This is a genomic window from Ruegeria sp. C6 (assembly GCF_056537625.1).
In genome coordinates, this window is record NZ_JBQFRW010000001.1 from 951789 (window position 1) to 968643 (window position 16855).

At 56.5% G+C, this 16855-nt stretch carries 15 protein-coding genes; 6 read left to right on the forward strand and 9 right to left on the reverse strand.

The window, feature by feature from the left end:
- Positions 1-522: 522 nt before the first annotated feature.
- The 3 genes from ACR0MJ_RS04715 to ACR0MJ_RS04725 are packed head-to-tail and all read right to left on the reverse strand — an operon-like array spanning position 523 to position 4605.
- The gene (locus ACR0MJ_RS04715) at positions 523-1557 is read right to left on the reverse strand and encodes a lipocalin-like domain-containing protein (RefSeq protein ID WP_480759521.1); all 1035 of its coding nucleotides are present in this window, start codon (positions 1555-1557) and stop codon (positions 523-525) included.
- Entirely contained in the window at positions 1547-3961 is a 2415-nt protein-coding gene (locus ACR0MJ_RS04720) for an ABC transporter permease (RefSeq protein WP_480759523.1), read from the reverse strand. The genes ACR0MJ_RS04715 and ACR0MJ_RS04720 overlap by 11 nt, the downstream gene beginning before the upstream one ends.
- On the reverse strand, positions 3958-4605 hold the full coding sequence (locus ACR0MJ_RS04725) for an ABC transporter ATP-binding protein (RefSeq protein ID WP_170646116.1): 648 nt from the start codon (positions 4603-4605) through the stop codon (positions 3958-3960). The genes ACR0MJ_RS04720 and ACR0MJ_RS04725 overlap by 4 nt, the downstream gene beginning before the upstream one ends.
- Between ACR0MJ_RS04725 and ACR0MJ_RS04730 the strand changes: the two genes are divergently transcribed.
- Entirely contained in the window at positions 4604-5206 is a 603-nt protein-coding gene (locus ACR0MJ_RS04730) for a potassium channel family protein (protein WP_370644421.1), read from the forward strand. The genes ACR0MJ_RS04725 and ACR0MJ_RS04730 overlap by 2 nt on opposite strands.
- Here ACR0MJ_RS04730 and cls read toward each other — a convergent pair.
- The 3 genes from cls to ACR0MJ_RS04745 are packed head-to-tail and all read right to left on the reverse strand — an operon-like array spanning position 5203 to position 9284.
- Positions 5203-6615, reverse strand: coding sequence for a cardiolipin synthase (gene cls, locus ACR0MJ_RS04735; protein ID WP_480759528.1), 1413 nt, complete (start codon positions 6613-6615; stop codon positions 5203-5205). The genes ACR0MJ_RS04730 and cls overlap by 4 nt on opposite strands.
- A gap of 23 nt (positions 6616-6638) precedes the next feature.
- On the reverse strand, positions 6639-7613 hold the full coding sequence (locus tag ACR0MJ_RS04740) for an HAD family hydrolase (RefSeq protein WP_480759532.1): 975 nt from the start codon (positions 7611-7613) through the stop codon (positions 6639-6641).
- A 60-nt stretch (positions 7614-7673) separates the two neighbouring features.
- Positions 7674-9284, reverse strand: coding sequence for an arylsulfatase (locus ACR0MJ_RS04745; protein ID WP_255612093.1), 1611 nt, complete (start codon positions 9282-9284; stop codon positions 7674-7676).
- A 191-nt stretch (positions 9285-9475) separates the two neighbouring features.
- Between ACR0MJ_RS04745 and ACR0MJ_RS04750 the strand changes: the two genes are divergently transcribed.
- Positions 9476-10156 carry a Crp/Fnr family transcriptional regulator gene (locus tag ACR0MJ_RS04750; RefSeq protein WP_223118021.1) on the forward strand — a complete coding sequence of 227 codons (681 nt, stop codon included), beginning with the start codon at positions 9476-9478 and terminating at the stop codon, positions 10154-10156.
- 7 nt (positions 10157-10163) lie between these two features.
- On the opposite strand, the gene ACR0MJ_RS04755 is transcribed toward ACR0MJ_RS04750, so the two are convergent.
- Positions 10164-11255 (reverse strand): AI-2E family transporter, encoded by a 1092-nt coding sequence (locus ACR0MJ_RS04755; protein WP_170393011.1) that lies wholly within the window; start codon positions 11253-11255, stop codon positions 10164-10166.
- Between the two features lie 158 nt (positions 11256-11413).
- On the opposite strand from ACR0MJ_RS04755, the gene ACR0MJ_RS04760 reads away from it, so the two are divergent.
- The 3 genes from ACR0MJ_RS04760 (at position 11414) to ACR0MJ_RS04770 (ending at position 14461) form a co-directional block, all read left to right on the forward strand.
- Positions 11414-12271 carry a YihY/virulence factor BrkB family protein gene (locus ACR0MJ_RS04760; RefSeq protein ID WP_170393012.1) on the forward strand — a complete coding sequence of 286 codons (858 nt, stop codon included), beginning with the start codon at positions 11414-11416 and terminating at the stop codon, positions 12269-12271.
- Positions 12271-14175 carry a cytochrome c3 family protein gene (locus ACR0MJ_RS04765; protein ID WP_480760290.1) on the forward strand — a complete coding sequence of 635 codons (1905 nt, stop codon included), beginning with the start codon at positions 12271-12273 and terminating at the stop codon, positions 14173-14175. Before ACR0MJ_RS04760 ends, ACR0MJ_RS04765 begins: the two co-directional genes overlap by 1 nt.
- A gap of 91 nt (positions 14176-14266) precedes the next feature.
- The gene (locus tag ACR0MJ_RS04770; RefSeq protein ID WP_170393013.1) at positions 14267-14461 is read left to right on the forward strand and encodes a hypothetical protein; all 195 of its coding nucleotides are present in this window, start codon (positions 14267-14269) and stop codon (positions 14459-14461) included.
- A 6-nt stretch (positions 14462-14467) separates the two neighbouring features.
- Here ACR0MJ_RS04770 and ACR0MJ_RS04775 read toward each other — a convergent pair whose 3' ends face one another.
- Together ACR0MJ_RS04775 and ACR0MJ_RS04780 are read right to left on the reverse strand one after the other, a co-directional pair.
- Positions 14468-15184, reverse strand: coding sequence for an RlmE family RNA methyltransferase (locus ACR0MJ_RS04775; protein WP_480759536.1), 717 nt, complete (start codon positions 15182-15184; stop codon positions 14468-14470).
- On the reverse strand, positions 15184-16296 hold the full coding sequence (locus tag ACR0MJ_RS04780; protein ID WP_170393015.1) for a Ppx/GppA phosphatase family protein: 1113 nt from the start codon (positions 16294-16296) through the stop codon (positions 15184-15186). Before ACR0MJ_RS04780 ends, ACR0MJ_RS04775 begins: the two co-directional genes overlap by 1 nt.
- Before the next feature lie 241 nt (positions 16297-16537).
- Here ACR0MJ_RS04780 and ACR0MJ_RS04785 point away from each other — a divergent pair, with 241 nt between their 5' ends.
- Positions 16538-16834, forward strand: coding sequence for a virulence factor (locus ACR0MJ_RS04785; protein ID WP_170393016.1), 297 nt, complete (start codon positions 16538-16540; stop codon positions 16832-16834).
- Positions 16835-16855 lie beyond the last annotated feature (21 nt).

Here is a 16855-nt window from a genome sequence, read left to right on the forward strand (position 1 = left end):
TTTGAACACTAGTGGATTTGATCGAATTTTTCAATTTTCCGCACAACCGCATGAGCGAAATGGAAACATGTTCGGCTTGCGCCTCGCTCAGACCAGACAGCTATTGCAAGTCTTCTGCGTATTCCTCGCGTGTTTTGTTAACGTGTTATGACAAAGCGATTTTTCTGATTCCCTCGCCTCCCATCGATTAAAAATATGTGCAATCCTGACCGGGTGTTTATCGCACTCAGGATAGTCGAGTATGTTATAATACGACGAGGTTCAGTGTCGTGAAACTGATCTTCAGCTCCGACATCAAATACCAACAAAGCCCTGCAAACAGCTCGGGAATATCACTATGATGTGTGGGACGGTTCGGCGTGTTGTTTCTTGTGCCTCTGAATATGACCAGGAGTGGGAACTGGATTTCCACATGGTCTCGAATTTGAATAAGTGGGCGCTGGGTATTGCATGACCCTGAAAAGCAAGCTCTGACCCCGTTTGGGGACATCCGCTAGCTTGAAAGAACACGAAATTTCAACTTCAATACCCCGTCATCTCAAGATATCCGCGTCCTGTGTGGCTACCTGTGATGGTGATTGGGCCTTCCCAGTATTCGAACCGGGTTCCCATCCAGGCTTTCGGGGTTATGGCATCGACTTCAACATCGATCCCGCGATCCGGCAAGGATACCTGCCATTTGATCGGAACGTCACGATGCGCCACGCGGGCGGTTTCAAGGGGCATTAGCAGAACTGAGCCATCGGGCAGGGGGGTCGTTTGCCCATCAGGCTCAATCCATGTAGCGGCTGTGAAATCCCCTCGATCCCCGCGTAGGCGGAAGGCCATCAGCTTGTCACCGTCGTCAAAGCTGAGCGAGAACCAGTCCCAGCCGCTTTGATCTTCGGCCAAGGGTTGCGAAGACCATTCGCGATCCAGCCAACCCTGGCCGGCGACCTCGACATCTTCGTTGGGCAGGTGGAGCGTGCCCTCGACCGAGTAGAAGGGTTGTGAATAGTAATAGCTGGCCTGACCATCGGCGGATTTCACCGAATACCCCTCGGCCCCGTGAAACACCAATGGGCCTTGGGCCTTCAGAGTCAGATTATACCCAAAGTCTGATCCGTTTGCTGTCAGGCTTAGGGTTTCCAAATCATCGCCGCGCATGTGCCATTCATCGATCCATGCCTCAAACGGATGGGCCGTGACGCCAGCCTGTCCGACACCGCCGCGAGAGAGTCGTTCGGCGAAATAGTGTGTTTCTGGCGTTGTGAGCGCGGCATGGCCCATCCAGATCTGTGGGTTTTGCCAGCCGTCAGCTTCGGATGGTTTCAGTGCCGAACGGAATAAGGTCCATTGTATGCCATAGTCGCGACCCTCTGCGTCTTTGAGGTTTGCCGTCAGATACCACCATTCAATCCGATAATCCGGATGGGCGCCGTGATCTTGCGGAAACTGAAAGCTGTAGCCCGGTTCAGGACGCGTAAAGCCATCCGCATTGCCGCCCAACCCGGCATAACCCTGCGCCCAACCAGTAATTGGAAGGAGGATGAACAGAATGAAGGCTTTAACGTTCATTGGCAAAAACCCTCAACAGCGCAGCAGGTGGTAGGCGGAGCAATCGTAATGCGGGTAGGGCCGCTGCGAGCACGGCGGCAACCAGAGTCAGCAGGAATAAGCTCAGCCAATCAGTTGGGAACAAATACATGGGCAAGCGCCATCCGAAGGCCTGCACGTTGATCACGGCCAGCAGCACCCATGCCAATACAAGGCCCAATGGAAGGGCAAAGCAAGCGGTCATCACCGCAAGCAGGACACTGCGCAGAAGCTCTAGCTTGGCCAGTTGCGCGCGCGTAAGGCCCAGCGCCCAGACCGGTGCGACCTGAGGCAGGCGCTGGGTCCACAATGTCAGCAAACTGGTGAGTATCGCGAACCCCGCAACGCCCAGTGTCAGGACATTCAGCGCTGAGGTGACGACGAAAGTTTTCTCAAAAACAGCCATCGATTGCGCTTTCATAGCGGCCTGCTGCACAACTGCCGATGGGGGTAGGTCAAATTGGTCACGCAACGCCTGTGCCAGCTCCGAGGCCTGATCCGGCATGATGCGGATGCCGAAGCGGCGTGTATCCGTATCCGGGGCAATCTGATCTAGCATCGGCATAGCGACGATGGCCTGACCTGTCGGGTTCCCGTAATCGGAATAGACACCTGCAATCGGCAAGCTGTGCTCGGGTGTGATCGAGATGGTATCTCCAGGCCATAGATCCGCGCGTCGTGCGAGTTGCTCGTTGATGAGTACGGCGCCGCGATACAGGACGTTGTCCCAGACGTCGGGATCCTTGGCGATCAGTGGCCAGTTGTTGCGATAGCTATCGTGATCAACAATCCCGTACAGAAACAACGGCCCGGTCTCGTGCAGCAATTCGGTGCTGCGAATGGGTAGGACAGCTGACGCCCTTGGGGCGAGCCAATCGATAAGGGCTGCGCCTTGTGCATTGTCGGCTGCGGTCACGTAAAGTTCGGAGGTCAGCCGTTGATCGAGCCAGCCAGTAAAGGTGAGGCGGAAGCTTGAAACCATTGTGCCCACGCCGATATTCGCGGCGAGCGCTAGCAGCAAGGCCATCAGCGCAAGTGACAGACCGGGCAATTGCGCCCGCATGTCCGCGAGCACCCATTGACCAACAGGCGTGCGGGCCCGGCGCAGGCACAAGGTCAATATCCCTGACAGTGCGAGCGGCAGCAACAAGGCCGCTCCGGTCAGCATCCCGGCAAGCAAGGCAAATCCTGCGATAAGTCCGCCGATTGTGAAATATGCGATAAAGCCCACTGCTAGCAGGGCTAGGCCACATGCGCCTGTAATCTGGGCCGAGGCTTTACTGCAACGCCAAGCTTGTAAGCCCGGCCCTGCGAGGATGGGCATGCGCGAAAGTCGCCAAAGAGCGTGGCCACTGGCCGCCAACGTGCCGCCTGTTGCCATCGCAAGACCTGCGGCGACCCATTGGGGGCGTAATGACATCTGCCCGTCGATTGTTGCCCCGTAGAGGCCGCGCAACGTGGCGGCGACATCAGGCAACAAGGCTCCAGCCAGAAAATACCCCAGGATTAACCCGAACAGGCCACCGATCAGGGCCAAGAGAAGTAATTCACCCAGAACGATCCAGATCAGGCCCCGCATGGGAAGGCCCAACGCCCTTAATGTACGGATAGTGCCACGCCTCTGCGCGAAGGCGAGGCCGACCGTTCCGTGAACGATGAACAGGCCGACGGCGAAAGACAGCAAGCCGAAGGCTGAGAGGTTCAGGTGAAAGCTGTCGGTAAGTTGCGCGGTATCCAATTGGGCCGAGGGGCTAATGCGTTGAAGTTCAGGCGCAAGTTCTGACAGAGACGGGACACCACGGGGCTGATTGGGCAAGATCACCAGACGGGAAATCTGACCGGGACGGTTCAGAATACGCTCGGCCACTCCAATATCGGTGAGCACCAGATCAGGTGGCAGCGCGGTGCTGGAAAGCACCGGTGGGAAGTCGTCGCTAGATTGAAACAGCGGGGCCAGGGCGGGTGACATCAGCAGCCGCCCCGGAGCTGTCAGCATATCAGCTGGGTCGGGGGCATCCGCGCCTTGCTCGATCTGGGTGATCGCGGGCAGGACAGGGTAGGCCACCAAATCCACCCCCATCAGACGTACGGAACGGCCCTTGATGCGCAGCGTGCCTTCTAAGACGGCCGCCACTTGCCAACCTGCGCGCCTGAGCTCGGCGTAGCGGGAAAGAGGGATCGTGGAACCGGAGGCGCGCAGTTCGTCGAATTGTCCGATGGCAAGCTGGGCGCTGGCGCGTTCATAGCTGGCGCGCGCTTCGGCATTGATGGCTTGCACGGCCGACCACAGACAAGTTGCCAGCGCGATACCCGTCAGAAGCGTCATCAATTGCAATGGGTGCATCCGCCAATGGGACACCAGCGCCAGGACCGCAGCGCGTGTCATGCGATATGCCCGCCCGTCAGGTGGGCACGTCGGTCGAGACGGCTGGCGATGTCATTCGAGTGGGTGACCAGCAGGAGCGCAGCGCCGGTATCGGCAACCAATGAAAGCATCAGGTCCAGCACCACCGCACTTGCTGTTTCGTCCAGATTGCCCGTCGGCTCATCCGCTAGCAGCAATCGTGGTCGGATCGCCATGGCGCGTCCGATGGCAACCCGCTGCTGCTGTCCGCCCGAAAGGTTCTCGGGGTAGCGATCTTGCAGTTCTCTCAGGCCAAGGCGCTCGGTCAGGTGGACAACCCAATCCGGGTCGTTCCGACCCACAAGTCGCGCATGGATCGAGAGGTTCTGGGCAACGGTCAGCGACGGGATCAGGTTGAACTGCTGAAAGACCAGAGACAGGGTGCCGCGACGCAATTCGGCGCGTTCCGCATCATTCAGGGCCGACATGGCGCGCCCGTCCAGAGTAATCTCTCCGCTATCAAACCCATCCAGCGCCGCCACCAGATGCAATAATGTGCTTTTGCCACTGCCACTTTCTCCGGTCAGCGCCAAGGTCTGCCCTTGTTCCAACGTCAATGAAACATCGGTCAGGACAGGTCGCCCACCGGGATAGGATTTTCGAACGTGATCAATTGATAGCAACATGCAAACTCTCATCTGGTCCCGTCACAATGTGCAACGCGGCGCGCCAGTGTCCAGAGCCGAGATCGGTTCTATTCGCCGCAGCCTTACGCATCGCATGGGGTTGTCGGCAACGCGCGAAACCCCCATGCTTGCACAGTTTTCAGCGATCAGAACAAAGGCCGTTTACATGACATTGTCGCAACAAATCATTTGGGGCAGCTTCTATCTGGGTATTTGTTTTCTGATCGAAATCATGCTGCTGACATGGTGCGTTCTGGTCATCCGAAAACTGGTCGCGAAATGGGAGACGCGCAGCACTATCCTTGCAACCGCAGGCCCGATCAGCGTGGCGCTGGTGTTTATCGTGCTGACCCATACGGTTCAGGTCTGGATCTGGGCGATTGTCTGGGTGTGGGGTGATGTGCTGCCGGATTGGAATTCGGCCCTCTATTTCTCATTGGTGACGTTCACAACGCTGGGTTACGGCGACATCGTCTTGGGCGAAGGGCTGCGCATCTTCGGAGCGTTTGCATCGGTCACTGGCCTACTGGCCTTTGGGCTGTCGACCGCGTTCCTGGTGGCCCTCATGACGCGGGTGTTTGAAGAACGGTTCCTGAACTAGAGGATCGGTGCAAACAACCGAGCAAGCGGCGCACCAAAACGGATGTGGAACGGTTGCTGGGGCAAATTGCGGGTCAATTCGTAACTTGCTTCAAAATCGGTTTCCAGCATCGCAGCCACTGCGTTTGCTGCGCGACGATCAAAGAACAGGGCCATCGCCTCAAAGTTCAGACGGAAAGATCGGTTGTCCAGATTGGTGGTGCCAACGGCGGCCAAGGTATCGTCTACAACAAACGCTTTTTGATGCATGAAGCCGTCGGTATAGCGAAACACCCGGGCGCCACAGTCTCGGATTTCGTCGAAATAGGCAAAAGCGGCCAGCCAGGGCAGACGATGGTCGATGACATCCGGCACGAGTATTCGTACATCCACACCACGCAACGCCGCGTGCTGTAGCGCGGTCATGATGTCGATGTCGGGCACAAAATAGGGCGAGGCGATCCAAAGCCGTTCTTTCGCCTCGGTGATGGCCGCAAAGAACATCATTGCGCCGGTTTCTGTTTCGTCGCCCGGGCCCGTTGCCACCAGCAGCGCATTCATGTCCTGATCAGATTCAGTTCCAGCCCAATCGAGTTGGTCGATCAGGTCTTCGCTGCGCGCCCAGTGCCAATCCTCGGTAAAAATCAATTGCAGTTGCCGTACTACGTGGCCGGTCATCTTTATATGCGTGTCCCGCCAGCGACCGAACCGAGGGCTTTGCCCCAAGTATTCAACGCCGATGTTGTGACCACCGATAAAGCCGACATTGCCATCCACGATCACAGTTTTTCGGTGGTTGCGATAGTTCAGTTGAAACCGGAAATTGGGCCCGCGTTGTTCGCGGGGATCTGCAACATCCACACCGGCCTGGCGCAGCGTCTCAAAATAGCTGGACGGCAAGCCATAGCTACCCACTGCATCGGTCATGAACCGAACATGTACGCCACGCTTGACCGCGGCGATCAGCCGGTCCCGCACCCTTCGCCCAAGATCATCATCCCGGACGATGTAGAACTGGATCAGAACGTAATTCTCGGCCTTATCTATGGCGTCGAGAATGGCATCAAACGTAGCTTCGCCGTCGATCAGCAGCTCGGCTCCATTCCCACGTGAGACGGGCAAATGGGCCAGCGCTTCAAACGCGCGAGGATTGACTCGCATCGTCTGAGGGTCGGGTTTCGAGAAATCGGCAAAGGTCTTGATCCCTTCGACGACGCGCTCACTTTCTTGCCGAGCGATCCGGTATCCTCTGAACCGATGGTGACCGAGGAATAGATACAGCGGCACGCCAAACATCGGGGCCGACAGCAGGAACACAACCCAGCCAACCGCTCCTTGTGGTGTGCGTGCAGTCTGCGCAGCGCGAACTGCAAAGACGACCGCTACGCAATAGAGTGAAAACAGAAAAAACGAGACGAGTAATGTCCACATCGGGGCGCAGCGATCCGGGTTGCTTAGTTTGCCCCAGTGTAGATGCGGGACCAGTCGTTGGCCATATCAACAATGACCCATCCCATATCCGGGCCTTTGTCCAACCCATCGACTAGCCGTCCAACCGGGCTTTCGCGGTCGTAGGCCCATTCGCGATCCGCATCAGTGTGATGGATCAAAACGCCCAGCCGTGGCCCGTCGCCTGCGGTGGTCCATTCAAGCATGGCAAAATCCCCGTCCGAGTTTCCTCCGGCAAATATGGGACGCTTGCCGATGGTGCGCTCGATATTGATAGGTTTGCCCTCTTTATCATCGATGAAGGCGATGCCGGGGGCCTTGTTGATTACGGGCGTGCCGTTTTCGCTGTCATAAGTTGTTTCCCCATAGGTGCCCAGAATCTGTTCGGGCGGGATGCCATAGGCCTGTTCGGCGAAGACACGCATGAAATGCAGGCCTCCGCCTGAAACGATATAAGTTTTGAAATCCTCATCCCGCAGGTAGCGCAACAGCTCGACCATCGGCTGATAGGTCATCTGGTCGTAGGGCAGATCGGTCTCGGGATGTCGTGCAGTACTAAGCCAATCGGCCACCGACGCCTGAAATACTTCAACGCTGCTGCCGGAATGCGATGCGTTGACCACTTCGATCAGAGCGTCGTGCCCGCCTTCCAGAATGGTTTTCAGATCACCCTCAGCAGCCGCTTTCAACGCTGGGGTCGATAAGATTGATGGGTCTTGTTTAGCAAGCTCTGCCAGTTGGTCCATGGCAAATATGAACTGAAAATAGACCGGTTGTTCAGCCCAGAGCGTGCCGTCATTGTCAAACACCGCAATCCGGTCGGCGGGAGTGACATAGAGTTCATTCGCCGGGTCGCTGACCGCGTCAACAAAGTCGATGATCTGCTGTTTTGATGCCGAGTCGGTCCAGCTGGGCAGGGGGTCTGCGAACGCCACAAGGGGGACGGTGGCTATAAACGCCGTGAGTTTGAGAAATCTCATGTAATAGCCTCTGATACTGGAAAAAGGGGCCGCGCTTTACGGCGGCCCCTGTCTTGTTTTCTAGTTCGAAGTTGGTGTGGCCAATTTCTGCATCACCTGATCAAGGCTGAAGCTGGCCGCCTTCTGACGTGGTGGGAATTCTTGGAAAGTACTCAGGAAACTCGCCACATATTGCTGCGCCGGTACTAGGAAATACACCCGGTCGATCATCCAGTCGTAGTATGTGTTGGATGTACGGTATCCACGCTCATAAGGGTCGCGGCGCAAATTCACGATGATCGGCACGCGCAGTTCCGTGAATGGTTCCATCCATGCGCGCAGGGTGGCCCATGCTTTTTGCTCCAAAAAGATCAGCTTCCAGTCGTCAAAACGCAAAGCGGACAGGTCGCCGTCATCCGTGAAATAAAAGATTTCTCGGCGGGGGCTTTCAGTGGTCTCACCGGTCAGCAGTGGCAAGATGTTGTAGCCATCCAGATGCACTTTGTAGTCGCGACCCATGGCAGGTGAGGAATAGCCGGCTTTCAGCTTTTCCTTGATTTCGGGGTCGCCAGCGACCGCCAGATAGGTGGGCAGCCAATCCATGTGATGCACGATTTCGTTCGAGATCGAACCCGCTTCGATCTTACCGGGCCAACGCACCATGGATGGTACGCGCCAGCCGCCTTCCCAGTTGGTATTCTTTTCGCCCCAGAACGGTGTCGAAGCGGCATCCGGCCAAGTGTTGTAATGCGGGCCGTTATCGGTGGAATAATGAACGATAGTGTTGTCGGCGATGCCGAGTTCGTCCAGCAGATCAAGCAGTTGGCCGACCTGAATGTCATGTTCGATCATGCCCGCCGTGTATTCATCGGCCGGACTACCTAGGATTTCGTTGGCTGTTTCGCGCATTTCTTCCCCGACATGGGTGCGGAAATGCATGCGTGTGCCATTCCACCAGACATAGAATGGTGTGCCGTTCTGGTTGGCCTCACGAATGAACTCAACGGCAGCTTCCAGGGTTTCCTGATCCACCGTTTCCATGCGTTTGCGTGTCAGTGGACCGGTGTCTTCGATGGGGCCGCCTGCGCTGGACTTGATCACACCGCGCGGACCATAGGCCTCGCGGAACGTGCGCCCGTCGGGCAGAACCGCGTCCCCGGGATAATCTTCATGCTCGGGTTCTTCTTCGGCATTGAGGTGATAGAGATTCCCAAAAAACTCATCAAATCCGTGATTTGTCGGCAGATGCTCATCCCGGTCGCCCAGGTGGTTCTTGCCAAACTGGCCGGTCACGTACCCATGATCCTTAAGCAACCCTGCAATCGTGGGGTCTTCGATCTGCATCCCTTCTTTAGCGCCAGGCAAGCCAACCTTGGACAGTCCAGTCCGGAACACCGATTGGCCCATGATGTAAGATGAGCGGCCAGCTGTGCAGGATTGCTCGCCATAATAATCGGTGAAGATCATGCCTTCATCGGCGACCCTGTCGATATTGGGGGTCTGGTATCCCATAAGGCCCATTGTGTAGGCCGAAATGTTGGATTGGCCGATGTCATCGCCCCAAATGACCAAAATGTTGGGTTTTTGATCCTGCGCCCATGCGGGCAGTGCGACCAGAACCGCAATCGACGCTGCTGCGGTACGGCGCAGTCCGATACGCCAGCTTTCCAAGAACCTGGTTGTAGTTAACATGTTTTACTCCTGAACTTGTGGACAATTTGTCCCTGTGAACTATCTGAGACTTGTGTCCAGAATAGGATTAGTTGCAGTCGTTAAGCATTGGATATCCCGCGAAAATAGCCAGATTGCGGGATTCGTGTGTAAGTAATGTAGGCCAGTGAGCCTGATTGAAATTTATCATATGATGAAGTTTAAATATATAGATGGCATTAATTGAAACTGATCTAGACGCGCTGCAGGAAAGTTCCTGGTTCAAAACCAGATCTCCCGCCTTTCAGGATGCACTGTTACGCAGTGCCGTGCGCCGAACTTACGGTGCTGACGAAGCTTTGTTTGTCCAGGGTGATCCCGCCAACGGGATCCACGCTGTATTGGATGGTAGTGTTAAGATCACCGTCCCCGCAGATGACGGTCAGGAATTTGTCATACACCAAGAGGGACGTGGCTTTTGGATCGGCGATCTCGCGTTGTTTGCGACTGCACATCGGCTGATCAGCGTGGTAGCGACTCGGCCAACCGAGACGCTTTTCTTTCCGGCCTCGCGGCTAGAACGCTTAGTGCAGGATTCTCCTGACTTTGTTCGGGATTTCTACGCTTTGAGTCATGAAAACATGCAAAAAGCCCTGCGTATCGTAGCCAATCTTGCGGTGACCGGCACCGAGAAACGGCTGGTTTTGAGGCTGCTGCATCTGGATGAGGTGACATCCGATGCAGAGGGTTGGATACCGGTTTCGCAGGAAGAGCTGGCGGCTATGATTGCAGTCTCTGCGCCAACGCTTCACCGAGCATTACACAGGCTTATCGAATTGGACTTGATCGAAGGCGGGTATGGTCGGCTGAGGTTGAAAGATCGACGCGCCCTCGTCGCTAGCTGTCAAAGTTGACGGACGTTCAAGCCGAATGTTCGGTTGACGACCGATCATCCTCACCGAGCCTTCCATCCAAAGACATCAAGATCGCGACAGGGCGCAGCGCGGGGATGTGGCTGAAGATGATCAGGATGCAGACGGTCAAAGGCACACTCAGGAACGCTCCGATCAGACCCCAGACCGTAGTCCAGAAAGTTAATGCCAAAATCACTAGGAAGGTCGACATGTTCAGCGATCGGCCCAGCATAGCCGGATCCAGAAAGTTGCCGATTAGAAACTGTAGTGTGCCGCACCCCAGAACGATCACGAGAAATGGCCCGATCGTCTCAAACTGAACCAGAGCGATCATTGCGGGAAAGATGACGGCGATGATCGAACCGATTGACGGGATGAAATTCAGGGCGAAAGTCAGCACGGCCCAGGTTTCAGCATATTCCAGACCCAGCGCTTTGAATACGGCGTAGCTGATGGTGGCGGTGATCAGACTGATAAATGTTTTCACGCCGACGTATCGCTGCAGGCTGTACGAAATCGCATCCAGAACCAAGGCCAGGTCAGCCCCCAGCCGCGGGTTGCCGGCGGCAAGCTGGATTTTCTTGCGAAAGGCCAACCGCTCGGCCATCAAAAAGGCGACATAAAGGCTGATAAGGAAGAACTGGTTAAGCAGCGATGTGGCACTGCCCAGCAATATCCGAGCGACATAGGACATATCGATGCTGACCAGATTGTCTCGGATAAAACTTGTGACATCGTTGCCGACCAACCCGGTAATTCTATGAACAGCCCCGTCAAACTGGCTTTCGTAGGTGTTGATCGAGCGTGCAAACTGCGTGGCCTGACTGCCCAGTATGTACATGATCATGAACAAACCGGCCAATACAACCGTTACTCCCGCGACATTCGCCAACCAGATTGGCACCCGCGTCACTGCAATGACCCGGTCGCTAAGGGCCAGGATCAGCACGTTGACCAGTAACGCCATGGTCAACGGCACCAGAAAGTTTGCCCCTGCATAGAGGCCAAGCACCATTAGCGTGGCCACGATCGCTACATCCCGCAATACGCTCAGTTGCGGACGCGCACGGGATGGGCTGTTTTCTGGGTCAGAGGTCATAAGATGGCCTTGGTCTGAGTGCTGCCTGGATGTGTTTTGATTGATCCTGCACAGGCTGGCGGGTTTATGCAATCCATACAGAAGGTTATACGCATGAAATCGGTGGCCTGATCCGATTGGCGGTTCTGCCAAAGGAAAAGGCAGGCTAGGCTAGCGCAATGCCAACTGTTTTGATTCCCTCGTTCGGCCAATTCCTGCGTGCGCTCTGGCTTGCTGTGCGCCGATTTAATGACAAAAACGGCTTCGTCATGAGCAGCCACGTCGCCATGTCGTTGATGATGGCCCTTTTTCCATTCGTTCTATTCACGGTCGCGTTGGCAGGGGCCTTGTCACAGGGCTATGTGACCGATGAACTGATCGAACTGATATTTGGCGCGTGGCCCAAAGACGTGGCCGATCCCATCGTTTCAGAACTGCGTGCTGTTCTGGCCGGTGCGGGCTCGGGCGTGATCACTTTGGGTGGCTTGTTGGCGATCTACTTTGCCTCGAACGGAGTCGCCGCTGTGCGAAAGGCGATGGCGCAGGCCTATCACGACACGGACAATTGGCCGTTCTGGAAGACCCGACTGCTGTGCTTTGTGCTGGTCATAATCGGCGGTGCTGCCATTCTGGCCATCGCGGCGGTCGAAGTCGTTCTGCCGGTCTATACCCGTTTGGTTTCGGAAAAGACGGCGGTGGATGTGGACAACTGGTTGTCGGTGGATCGTCTGCGATGGACCTTTACCGTGGCTGTCCCCGCTGGCACCGTTCTTTTGGCCCATCTGATCTTGCCCACCCGACGGCACAGCCTACTACAGATATTGCCGGGCGTAATCCTGACATTGGCTTTGTGGGCTGCAGGTGGATGGGGCTTTTCAATCTACATCGCCAAGTTTGCGACCTATAGCGCGACGTATGCCGGGCTTGCAGGGGCAATGGCAGCGCTGATTTTCCTGTACTTATGCTCGGCCATGCTGATCCTCGGGGCCGAATACAACGGTGCGCTGATCGATTTGCAAAACGAAGAGGGGCAATGATGTATCTCCGCGCAATCTCGGTGACCGCGATCCTTTGGGCGACCGCGCAGCAGTCGCAGGCGCAGGACTATGTTGGATCAGACGCTTGCTCGGATTGTCATAAGGAAGAAACCGAAGCCTGGGAAAGCTCATACCATGCGCTTGCCTGGACTGAGGTGGAAGACGGCCATGTTCAGGCTGATTTCGATGGAACACGATTCTCGCATGATGGAATGAGCGTGGCCTTTGCGGATCAAGATGGAGCTCTTACGGCGCAAGTCACCGAAAAAGACGGCGTTACAACGACCTATCCGGTCCATTCAGTGGTTGGTATCGCGCCGCTACAGCAATATCTTTTCGAAACCGAGCCCGGCCGATTGCAGAGTTTTGATGTGGTTTGGGACGTCGAAAAGGGCCGTTGGTTCCACCTTTACCCGGATCAGGATCTGCCTCCGAATGATGGGCTGCACTGGACCGGTCCGTACAAAAACTGGAACGCCCGCTGTGCCGAGTGTCATGCGACCGGTTATGTGAAGAACTACGACTCTGAGGAAAGGCGCTATGCCTCGACACAGGTCGAAATTGGTGTCGGGTGCGAGGCTTGCCACGGGCCGGGCTCTGCGCATTTGGAGTGGACGACCGGAAAAGTGTTGCAAGACGGTTTGAGCGAGTTCGGATTCCCTACGACATGGGGCAGGGGGCAGACAGAAGCGGAAATTCAGCAATGCGCCGGCTGTCATTCCCGGCGCGAGGCGTTAGAAGATGGTAATCCGCTTCCCGGCAAGCCGTATCACGACGCCTATAACCTGGCGTTGCTGCGACCGGGTTTGTATCACCCAGATGGCCAGATTTTGGACGAGGTCTATGTTTATGGCTCATTCCTGCAGTCGCGCATGTATGCAGAAGGGGTGGGTTGCATGAATTGCCACGATCCGCACCGGGCTGAGGTGAAAGCCGAGGGTAATGGGTTGTGTACCCAATGCCACTCCCCCGCTGGCAACCCGGATTTCCCGACCCTTCGGCTGGCCGAATATGACACGCCCGCGCATCACCAACATGCTGAAAATTCTGCGGGTGGCCAATGCAAGAACTGCCACATGATCGAGCGTGTCTATATGGGGGTAGATGGCAGGCGCGATCACAGCTTCCGCATTCCCCGCCCTGATCTGGGGCTCGGAACTGATGCCTGCACCGATTGCCATGCGGATGAAGATCAGTCTTGGGCGGCGCAGCAGATTGAACTCTGGTTCCCAGAAACATCCTATAGAGTGGCGCATTATGGCACGACATTTGCAGCAGCAGGCAGTGGTCAATTGGACGACCCTGAAACGCTGGTCGCGATCGCTCTGGATGAAGGGCAGGCAGGTATCGTTCGCGCAACCGCTCTGTATTTGTTGCAACCTTTTGCAACGCCTGATCTTGCCGAGCGTCTGGCACCGTTGCTGGCCGATCCGGACCCACTGATACGGGCCAATGGACCGGTACTGCAGCGTCAGGTTCCTGCCCAGTTGCGCGCTTCGCGGTTAGAGCCGTTGTTATCCGACCCCATGCGCAATGTACGCATCTCGGCTGCGAAAGAGTTCTTATCGATCCCCGCACAGGCCATGACGCAAGACCAACGCGCAAGCGCGCAGCAGGGCATGGCGGATTGGCAACGTAGCATTTCCAATCGTTTGGACTTTCCTGAGACCCATTTGGTGCTGGGTGGTTGGGCGCTTACGCTCAGAAACGCGCCGGCTGCAGAACGTGCATTCCGCGAGGTTGTAACGCTCGACCCGCAGCGCGTTGAGGCTTGGCCGATGCTGGTTCAACTTGCCCACATCAATCGCGGTGTTCAGGCTGCGTTGGCGACATTGGACGAGGCCTTGTTAGTTCTTCCCGATGATCCAAACTTAATGCAACTGGCGCAGGAACTCGGGAGATAACTGGCATGGAACTGGCAGATTTGCGCCATCTTCACGGCGCATTCTGCGGTTAGCCAACCGGTATAAGCACTCGGATTGCTACAGGTGATGTATGCCGGATCGCACCGCTACCCTCGCAAAGCCGCTGACGGCGGCCCGTAAAACGACGCTTGACCAGCGTATTGAAGAGCTGCGCGCGCGCAAGCCTGTCGATATCAATCATGGCGAAGCACTATTGCTGCAAGGCATAGCTGCAGCGTCTCTGCGGAAACAGAGTATAGCGCCGGGAAAGATCGATCTGGATTAACGCCGCTTAACCCCGGAAGCCGGTGGCGACAACAAACTTCTCGGAACTATCAGAACGTGAGGCCGGAGGCTTCACATTGGCAACCTTGTTGAATTTCTGCTTGAGCAGTTTCTGAAGGTCCCCCTCAGCCCCGCCAGCAAGCACCTTGGCAACGAAGGTGCCGCCCTCATCCAGCACGTCGAACGCGAAATAAGCCGCCGTTTCGCACAGGGCCATGATCCGCAGGTGGTCAGTCTGTTTGTGGCCCGAAGACGCAGCCGCCATATCAGACATGACCACGTCCGCTTTGCCACCCAGCCAGTCCTTGACCTTCTGATCGGCGTCATCTTCCATGAAATCAAGGACATGCGCGGTGGCACCGGCGACGGGCTCAACCTCTTGAAGGTCAACCCCCAGAACGGTGCCGATGCGCTTGCCGCTTTTCTCGCCGAGTGCATTGACGCGTTTCACAGCGACTTGCAGCCAGCCACCGGGCGCACAACCCAGATCGACCACGCGCGCGCCGGGTACGAGAAACCGGAACTTGTCGTCCAACTCAAGTATCTTGAATGCCGCGCGTCCGCGATAGCCTTCGACCTGCGCGCGTTTGACATAGGGGTCGTTCAACTGCCGTTCCAGCCAGCGGGTCGAGCTGAGCTTGCGCCCGCGCGCGGTCTTGACCTTCACCTTCAGGTCGCGTTGCCCGCGACCCGAGTTGCTTTTGCCAGTTGGTGTCTTCGCCATCAGAACGGTCCGTCTTCCAATACACCGTCCGCACTCATTTGCGCATAAAGCAAACCCTCGCGCAGCCCACGGTCCGCCACAGAAAGGCGATCGGTGGGCCAGCAGCGCAACAGCGCCTGCAAGATGGCCGAGCCGGACATGATCAGGGCCTGCCGATCTTCTCCGATCCGGGGATCACGGCGGCGCCCACGAGGGCCGAGTTCTAGATAGCCTCGTATCACCTTGTCAATCTGATCGCTGGTCATCCGCAATCCGTCCACCTTCGTCCGGTCATAGCGCTTGAGGCCAAGGTGTGAGGCGGCGACAGTGGTCACCGTTCCGCTGGTGCCCACAATCTGAAACCCTTCGCGGGCCTGTTCATCCTTGTAAGGTGCGAAATCGGCCAGATTTTCTTCGAAAAACCAGCTCATTAGCGCAAAACGCGCGGCATCGTCTTCGACGTCGTTGAACTGATCACGCAATGTTGCCACGCCCAGCGGGACGCTGATCCAATCGACCACCTTGGCCGCAGGGAAAGGGCTTTCTGGTGTGTGGAACCCGTTATGCAATCTCATAATCGCGGCAGGCCGATCCCGACGAGGAACAGAGGAGATGTCGATCCAGACCAATTCGGTTGAGCCGCCGCCGATATCGACGACCAACAATTGCTCGGTCTTGGTCGACACCAGCGGTGCACAGGAAATCACAGCCAGACGTGCTTCTTCCTCGGGCTGGATGATGTCGAGCGTCAGGCCGGTTTCGCGTTTAACTTGCCGGATGAAATCGCGGGAATTCTTGGCGCGACGGCAAGCCTCGGTTGCTATCAAGCGCATGCGCTTGACCTTGTTACGCTTGAGTTTTTGCTGACAAATCCGCAGCGCCTGTACGGTACGTGCCATGGACGCCCGCGACAACCGCCCGGTGCGTTCCAGACCGGCACCCAACTGCACCGATTTGGAGAAGCTGTCCACCACATGAAATCCACTGCCCTTGGGCTGGGCGATCAACATGCGGCAGCTATTTGTCCCCAAATCCAGTGCCGCATACAACGCATCTGGATCGGGTCTTGCCGGCGCGGGGCTTTCGACCGCTTTCGGGAACGCGCCCGCACCTCTGGGACGCTTGGGCGCCATCTTAAACGCCCTCCGATTTTCGAGTTACCCCGACCATAGGTCGCGCAATTGGATCACGCAAGACGCTCATTAAAGTCATTAGGATTTTGATGTTCGGTTTTGGCCACCAAGGCATTAAAAGCTGCGGTACGCAGCCGTGGGCAAAAAGGTCGCTGCAAATACGCCGTATGTCGAAAATCGACCGACTTGGACCCACATTGAAGTTTAGAACCGGTCCATCTGGTTAGGAGGAATCACGGTAATGCCTGACGTCACCATCGTATATTGGCGCGATATTCCCGCCCAAGTCATCGTCGGCAAGGGCCGTCGTGGCGCTAAGCGGCAGTTGGAAGAGCGGTTTGAACAAGCCATCGACCGGGCCGCAATGAAGGTGAACGCCAAGGATAGTGATGCCTATCTGGCCGAGTGGCGCAAAGCCGAGCCTTTCGCAGTTGAGGGCGACCCGTCCGAAATTGCCGAAGCCGAGGCCGCGCGTTTGGAAACAGAGTACGATCAGGACCGTATCAAGACCCTGATCGCCAATGACGGTTGGGCATGAGCCCCAGATATTTATGGGAGG